Origin of the sequence: Sphingopyxis granuli NBRC 100800, from assembly GCF_001591045.1 — a bacterium.
GTDB classification, from domain to species: domain Bacteria; phylum Pseudomonadota; class Alphaproteobacteria; order Sphingomonadales; family Sphingomonadaceae; genus Sphingopyxis; species Sphingopyxis granuli.
In genome coordinates, this window is the sequence record NZ_BCUA01000134.1 from 1 (window position 1) to 6,901 (window position 6,901).

Here is a 6,901-nt window from a genome sequence, read left to right on the forward strand (position 1 = left end):
GACTTTCGCCGGGGAACAGTGACTTGTCGAAAAGGGATAATTGCCGATCAAGTCCGGGGTCCTCGCAATGACGAGGTTCAGAAGCTCGCCCCGTCGACCTTCTGGATCGTCAGCGAATCGAGGTCGGCCGCGGGGACGCAGCGCAGGTTGACCGCCGCCATCTTCGCCCCGTCGGGGCCGGTGCCGACAGAAAAGCCCTGACAGCCGCAGTCGGTGCAGAACTGGTGGTCGATATTATGCTTGTTGAACTTGTAGGAGGCGAGCTTGTCGGCGCCGCCGGTCAGCCGGAACTTGTCGATCGGCACGAAGGTCAGCAGGAACCCCTTGCGCCGGCAGTGCGAGCAGTTGCAGCTCATCGCCGTGTCGGGGATGTCGCCTTCGACCGTATAGGTCACCGCGCCGCAATGGCAGCTTCCGTCGAACGCCATGGTCTTCTCTCCCTGGGTCTTGGCCCTAATGGTGGCAGGCGAGGCCCTCGATAACATCTTCGAGCCGCGCGGGATCGCCCAATGCGACGACATGGCCGTCGCTGTCGGCGTTCAGCGGATCGCCGTTCCAGTCGCACATCGTGCCGCCCGCGCCCTCGACGACCGGCACCAGCGCCGCGAAATCGTGGAGCTTGAGCCCCGCCTCGACCACCAGGTCGACATGGCCGCTCGCCAGCAGGCCGTAATTGTAGCAGTCGCCGCCGAAGAACATGCGCTTGTGCGCGGTCTTTGCCGCGAGCGCCATGAAATGCCCGCCGTCGTGATCGCTGAAATATTGCGGTCCCGTCGTCGCGAGCGCCGCGTCGGCGAGGCTGCGGCAGGCGCGCGTCGCGGCGGGACGACCGTTGAAGAGGGTCGGCTGCCCCGTCGCGCCGACCCAGCGTTCGCGCGCGATCGGCTGGTCGATGATGCCGAGCACGGGCCAGCCGTCCTGCAACAGCGCGATCAGCGTGCCGAAGATCGGGCGGCCGGCCATGAAGCTGACCGTGCCGTCGATCGGGTCGAGCACCCACTGGCGCGCGGCGTCGGGCCGCTCGGCGCCATATTCCTCGCCGATGATGCCGTCGCGCGGCGCTTCGGCATCGAGCAGGCGGCGCATCGCGGCCTCGGCGGCGCGGTCGGCCTCGGTGACCGGCGAGTCGTCACCCTTCGCCTCGTGCGCGAAACCGGCGCGGAAATGGGGGCGGATCACGGCGCCCGCAGCGTCGGCGAGGCGGATGGCGAGGGCGATGTCGGATTCGAGGGTCATGGCCACTCCCTATGTCCCGTTCGTGTCGAGCGCAGTCGAGACACCCCGAAGGCATGCACGAACGATGAGCGTCTCGACTTCGCTCGACACGAACGGAATCTCGAAAATGTCGCGCCTCAATCGAACAGCGACGACACGCTGGTTTCGTCGGCGATGCGCTTGATCGCCTCGCCGAGCAGCGGCGCGACGGTCAGCGCGCGCACCTTGTCGCTGTCGTTGACCGCCTCGGTCGGCATGATCGAGTCGGTGATGACGAGTTCGGTCAGTTCGCTCGCGTTGACGCGCGCCACCGCGCCGCCCGACAGCACGCCGTGGGTGCAATAGGCGACGACGCCCTCTGCCCCCTGCGCCTTCAGCGCGGCGGCGGCGTTGCACAGCGTCCCCGCCGAATCGACGATGTCGTCGATCAGGATGCAGAAGCGCCCCGACACGTCGCCGATGATGTTCATCACCTCCGATTCGCCGGCGCGCTCGCGGCGCTTGTCGACGATCGCCAGCGGTGCGTTGTCGAGCCGCTTGGCGAGCGCGCGGGCGCGCACCACGCCGCCGACGTCGGGCGAGACGACCATCAGGTTGCGGTCGCCGAAGCGCGCCTGGATGTCGGCGCTCATCACCGGCGCGGCGTAGAGGTTGTCGGTCGGGATGTCGAAGAAGCCCTGGATCTGCCCGGCGTGCAGGTCGATCGCGAGCACGCGGTCGGCGCCCGAGGTGGTGATGAGGTTGGCGACCAGCTTGGCCGAGATCGGAGTGCGCGGGCCGGGTTTGCGGTCCTGCCGCGCATAGCCGAAATAGGGGACGACGGCGGTGATGCGCTTGGCCGAGGCGCGGCGCAGCGCGTCGGTGATGATCAGCAGTTCCATCAGATTGTCGTTCGCCGGATAGTTGGTCGGCTGGATGACGAACACGTCCTGGCCGCGGACATTCTCATGAATCTCGACGAACACCTCTTCGTCGGCGAAGCGGCGCACGCTGGTGTCGGCGAGCGGCAATTCCAGATAGTCGGCGATCGCGCGGGCCAGGGGAAGATTGCTGTTGCCGGAAATGAGTTTCATGCGTGGCCCCTTGTCGCGGTGTGGTGGGGAAGGATGCGCGCCCCTTAACCAGCGGGCACGCGAAGGGGAAGGGGGTAAAGGCGGGCGGGCGGTCGCGAACGCGGCGACGCTCGGCGGTTGAAATCGGGGCGGTTGCGCTTAAACCCCTGCCATGACCGAACAGCTTAACATCGTCCTGTCGCAGATGACGCAGGCGGTCGGCGACCTTGCCGCCAACGCCGATGCGATGCGCGCGGCGCGCGCGCGGCATCCGGATGCCGACCTGATCTTGTTTCCCGAACTGCAGCTGATCGGCTATCCGCCCGAGGATCTGGTGCTGAAGCCGGCGCTGGCCCGGCGCGCGGCGGCGCTGCTCGGCGACCTGGCGGCCGAGACCGGCGACGGCGGTCCGGCGATGCTGGTCGGGTCGGTCGAGCGGGGCGACGACGGACGACTCTATAATATCGTCGCGCTGCTCGACGCGGGGCGGGTGGTCGCGACGCGGCGCAAGCACGAACTGCCCAATTACGGCACCTTCGACGAAAAGCGCGTGTTCGCGCCGGGGCCGCTGCCCGACGTCGTCACGTGGCGCGGGGTACGGCTGGGCCTGCCGATCTGCGAGGACGGCTGGCTGCCGACGGTGTGCGGGCATCTGGCGGCGCAGGGGGCCGAGCTGCTGATCTCGGTCAACGGCAGTCCCTATGAGATCGACAAGGACGACCGCCGCCTGACGCAGGTGTTCGCGGCGCGTGTCGCCGAAACCGGGTTGCCGCTGATCTTCCTCAACCGCGTCGGCGGGCAGGACGAGCTGGTGTTCGACGGCTGCTCGTTCGTGCTGAACGCCGACGGGGCGCCCGCGCACCGGCTGATCGACTGGGCGGAGGAGGATCGCGTCACGCGCTGGACGAAGGGAGCGGACGGCTGGGCGTGCGCGCCCGGCGACCTCGCCGAATGGGAGGCGCACCCCGCCGACATCTACAGCGCGATGATCGTCAGCCTGCGCGACTATGTGACGCGCAACGGCTTTCCCGGCGTCGTGCTGGGGCTGTCGGGGGGGATCGATTCGGCGCTGTGCGCCGCGATCGCCGCCGATGCGCTGGGGCCGGACAAGGTCTGGTGCGTGATGCTGCCCAGCCGCTTCACCAGCCGGGAAAGCCTCGACGATGCGCGGGGCTGCGCGCAGATGATCGGGTGCCGGCTCGACACCATCGCCATCGGCCCCGCGGTCGGGGCGTTCGACGCGATGCTGGCGGACAGCTTCGCCGGCCGCGCGGTCGATGCGACCGAGGAGAATGTCCAGTCGCGCATCCGCGGGGTGACGCTGATGGCGCTGTCGAACAAGTTCGGGCCGATGCTGCTGACCACCGGCAACAAGAGCGAGATGAGCGTCGGCTATGCGACCATCTATGGCGACATGGCGGGCGGCTACAACCCGCTGAAGGATGCGTACAAGACGACGGTGTTCGCCATCGCGCGGTGGCGCAACGCGCATGTCCCGCGGCTGTCGCGCAACCCGTGCGCGCCGGTGATGCCCGATTCGATCATCACCAAGCCGCCGAGCGCCGAGCTGCGCCCCGACCAGAAGGACGAGGACAGCCTGCCCCCATATGCGGACCTCGACCGGATGCTGCACATGCTGGTCGAGGAGGAAGCGAGCGTCGACGACGTCGTGGCGCGCCACGGCTTCGACCGCGCGACGGTGGCGCGGATCGAGCGGCTGCTGATGCTCGCCGAATACAAGCGGCGGCAGGCCCCGCCGGGGGTGAAGCTGTCGACGCGCAACTTCGGCCGCGACCGGCGCTATCCGATCACCCACGGGTTCCGGACGGGGTGATGGAAAATTACGGCGACTACATCATCTATGTGGATGAGAGCGGAGACGGCAATCTGGAGAACCCCAATCCGAGCTATCCCTTGTTCGTTCTTGCCTTCTGCATATTTCGAAAGTCGGCTTATTCGGCGTCCGTGTCACCGTCGATCCAGAATTTGAAATTCAAACATTTCGGGCATGATGCGGTCGTCCTGCATGAACGGGAGATCAGGCAGCAGGCGCAGCCCTTCGTATTTCTGAAATCTGTTTCCAAGCGGACGGTCTTCATGAACGACCTGAACAGCTTGATCGATTCCTCCGAGATGTGGTGATCGCGGCCTCCATTCATAAGGCGAGGCTGGGAGAGCGTTACAGATACCCCGAGAATCCCTATCATCTGGCCCTGAAATTCTGCATGGAGCGCATAGCCAAATTTTTGGCGGCGCGCGGTCAGGCGGATAAGACGACGCATATCATCTTCGAAAAGCGCGGCAAGGAGGAGGATCGCGACCTGGAACTGGAGTTCCTGCGAATCAAGGAAGGGGCAAATTTTTCCTTCGCGAAAATGGAAGGAATGAAGATCGTTTTTGCCGACAAGAAGGCAAATTCAGGCGGTCTTCAACTCGCGGACCTGATTGCGCGGCCCATCGGAATTAAGCATTTGCGACCCGAGCAGCCCAATCGCGCCTTCGAAATTATCCAGAAAAAATTCGACCGCAACGGCCGTGGCCATTTCGAGGGATATGGGTGGAAAAAATTTCCCTGAAAAAACTTATGGCCCCGGTCATGCCGAGGCCATAAGCCGACTGGGAACAACCCCCGGTCCGGTGTCTGAAACATAGTATTTTATGCCAAAAAGTCAAGAATCCCACATGACCGTCACGACCCGTTTCGCCCCCTCGCCGACCGGCCTGCTGCACGTCGGCAACGTCCGCACCGCGCTGCACAACTGGCTGTGGGCGAGGAAACATGGCGGGCGTTTCCTGCTGCGCATCGACGACACCGACCGCGAGCGGTCGAAGGGGGACTATGTCGAGGCGATCCGTACCGACCTTGCGTGGCTGGGGCTCGACATCGACGGCGAGGAGCGGCAGTCGGCGCGCTTCGCACTCTATGACGAGGCGTTCGCGCGGCTGAAGGCGGCGGGGCGCGTCTATGCCTGTTACGAGACGCCCGAGGAGCTGGACATCCGCCGCAAGGTGCTGCTGTCGCGCGGGCTGCCGCCGGTGTACGAACGCAAGCCCGAGGGCGCGCCGGTCCCCGAAGGACGCGTGCCGCACTGGCGCTTCCGGCTCGACCATGACGCGCCGATCGCATGGACCGACCTGATTCGCGGGCCGCAGCATTTCGAGCCGAAGACGCTGTCCGACCCGGTGGTGCGGCGCGCCGACGGAAGCTGGCTCTATCTGCTGCCGAGCGTGATCGACGATATCGCGATGGGCATTTCGCACGTCGTGCGCGGCGAGGACCATGTGTCGAACACCGCGGCGCAGATCCAGATGTTCGACGCGCTCGGCGCCGAGCCGCCGGAATTCGCGCACGAGGCGCTGCTCGTCGGCACCGGGGGCAAATTGTCGAAGCGGCTCGGCGCGCTCGGCATGGCGGACTGGCGCGCGGCGGGGATCGAGCCGATCGCGCTCGCGGCGCTGCTCGCGCGGCTGGGGACGAGCGACCCGGTCGAGCCGATGACGACGCTCGAGCCGCTGATCGCGGACATCGACTTCGCGCGCTTCGGCCGCGCCCCGGCGCGCTTCGACGAGGCCGAGCTGGCGCTGCTGAATCAGAAAATCCTCCACCACACCCCCTATGCCGCGGTCGCGCCGCGCCTGCCCGCGGCGATCGACGAAGCGCGCTGGACCGCGATCCGCCCGAACCTGGCGACGGTGGCGGAGGCGGCCGACTGGGTGGCGGTGTTCGACGGCCCCTTCGCGCCGCCCGCGCCCGACCCAGCCGACCGGCCGGTGCTCGCAGCAGCGGCGATGGCGGCGCCGGCGATCGACTGGAGCGCCGACCCCTGGCACGCGCTGACCGGCGCGGCAAAGGCGGCGACGGGCGCGAAGGGCCGCGCGCTGTTCCTGCCGCTGCGCCGCGCGCTGACCGGGCGCGACCACGGGCCCGACATGGGCGAGCTGCTACCGCTGATCGCAAGGGACGAGGCGATCGCGCGGCTGTCGGCGGCATAGACGGGGCGGCTGTCCCGCCTCTGTCCGACCCACCGCCATGCTGAAACGCGTTGGCATCATCCCTTTTGGATAGGCAAATGTACCCCGGCGAAAGCCGGGGTCCAGATGGCATGGTGCGCCCCCCCATCTGGACCCCGGCTTTCGCCGGGGTACAAGCTCCTACATGTCCGAAGAACCTGTGCGCCAAGCCAAGTCGGCATGACGACTGAAAAAGCGACGGAGCGTCCCCGGCATCTTGTCCTCCCCGCCTCTCCATTGACATTTGCAGTGACGTTATATTATTACATCAATCGACCCGACCGATAGCGGCGGTCGATACGCGGCGGGGCCGGGTCGGCACAGGCAAGGAGAGATGCCATGACGCTGATACCCCTGATTTCGGCCCTCGCGGCGGCGCCGGAGCGCGCCCCTGCCCCCGCCGGCACCCCCGCACCGGGCGCGCGCTACGACCCCGGCGCCGGACACCGCCCGCTGGCGGCGCTGTTCGCCTTTGGCGTGCCCGCGGCGCTCGTCGTCGCGGTGGCGCTGTCGCCGATGATCATCGAGCGCACGCCGACGAGCGCGCCGGTGCCGTGGAAAAGCTTCACCCTGCCCCCGGCGCCGCCGCCCGAACCCCAGCCGCAGCCGCCGCAGGCCGAGCC

General features: G+C 67.1%; 7 protein-coding genes and 1 pseudogene. 5 read left to right on the plus strand and 3 right to left on the minus strand.

Annotated features, from left to right (window positions below):
- Window positions 1–77 precede the first annotated feature (77 nt).
- The 3 genes from SGR02S_RS18510 to SGR02S_RS18520 form a co-directional block, all read right to left on the minus strand.
- Complete coding sequence (locus tag SGR02S_RS18510) at window positions 78–428, minus strand: GFA family protein (RefSeq protein ID WP_067113564.1); 351 nt, start codon at window positions 426–428, stop codon at window positions 78–80.
- 25 nt (window positions 429–453) lie between these two features.
- On the minus strand, window positions 454–1,236 hold the full coding sequence (gene hisN / locus SGR02S_RS18515; protein ID WP_067113567.1) for a histidinol-phosphatase: 783 nt from the start codon (window positions 1,234–1,236) through the stop codon (window positions 454–456).
- A 116-nt stretch (window positions 1,237–1,352) separates the two neighbouring features.
- The gene (locus SGR02S_RS18520) at window positions 1,353–2,288 is read right to left on the minus strand and encodes a ribose-phosphate pyrophosphokinase (protein ID WP_067113569.1); all 936 of its coding nucleotides are present in this window, start codon (window positions 2,286–2,288) and stop codon (window positions 1,353–1,355) included.
- Window positions 2,289–2,439: 151 nt separating this feature from the next.
- On the opposite strand from SGR02S_RS18520, the gene SGR02S_RS18525 reads away from it, so the two are divergent.
- From SGR02S_RS18525 to SGR02S_RS18540, 5 genes and pseudogenes are all read left to right on the plus strand, one after another.
- On the plus strand, window positions 2,440–4,101 hold the full coding sequence (locus SGR02S_RS18525; RefSeq protein ID WP_067113571.1) for an NAD+ synthase: 1,662 nt from the start codon (window positions 2,440–2,442) through the stop codon (window positions 4,099–4,101).
- On the plus strand, window positions 4,101–4,409 hold the full coding sequence (locus tag SGR02S_RS20430) for a DUF3800 domain-containing protein (protein WP_218000145.1): 309 nt from the start codon (window positions 4,101–4,103) through the stop codon (window positions 4,407–4,409). Before SGR02S_RS18525 ends, SGR02S_RS20430 begins: the two co-directional genes overlap by 1 nt.
- Window positions 4,403–4,843, plus strand: a complete 441-nt coding sequence (locus SGR02S_RS20435) for a DUF3800 domain-containing protein (RefSeq protein ID WP_218000146.1) — start codon at window positions 4,403–4,405, stop codon at window positions 4,841–4,843. Before SGR02S_RS20430 ends, SGR02S_RS20435 begins: the two co-directional genes overlap by 7 nt.
- Before the next feature lie 106 nt (window positions 4,844–4,949).
- Window positions 4,950–6,260, plus strand: a complete 1,311-nt coding sequence (locus tag SGR02S_RS18535; protein WP_067113572.1) for a glutamate--tRNA ligase — start codon at window positions 4,950–4,952, stop codon at window positions 6,258–6,260.
- Between the two features lie 357 nt (window positions 6,261–6,617).
- Window positions 6,618–6,901 (plus strand): annotated as a pseudogene (locus tag SGR02S_RS18540) (energy transducer TonB); the annotation flags it as partial.

What these genes read in the sequence shown, in the direction of transcription:
- SGR02S_RS18525 (WP_067113571.1), top strand. Translation starts at nt 2,440, where the DNA reads ATGACCGAACAGCTTAACATCGTCCTGTCGCAGATGACGCAGGCGGTC.
- SGR02S_RS20430 (WP_218000145.1), top strand. Translation starts at nt 4,101, where the DNA reads ATGGAAAATTACGGCGACTACATCATCTATGTGGATGAGAGCGGAGAC.
- hisN (WP_067113567.1), bottom strand. Translation starts at nt 1,236, where the DNA reads ATGACCCTCGAATCCGACATCGCCCTCGCCATCCGCCTCGCCGACGCT.
- SGR02S_RS18510 (WP_067113564.1), bottom strand. Translation starts at nt 428, where the DNA reads ATGGCGTTCGACGGAAGCTGCCATTGCGGCGCGGTGACCTATACGGTC.
- SGR02S_RS18535 (WP_067113572.1), top strand. Translation starts at nt 4,950, where the DNA reads ATGACCGTCACGACCCGTTTCGCCCCCTCGCCGACCGGCCTGCTGCAC.
- SGR02S_RS18520 (WP_067113569.1), bottom strand. Translation starts at nt 2,288, where the DNA reads ATGAAACTCATTTCCGGCAACAGCAATCTTCCCCTGGCCCGCGCGATC.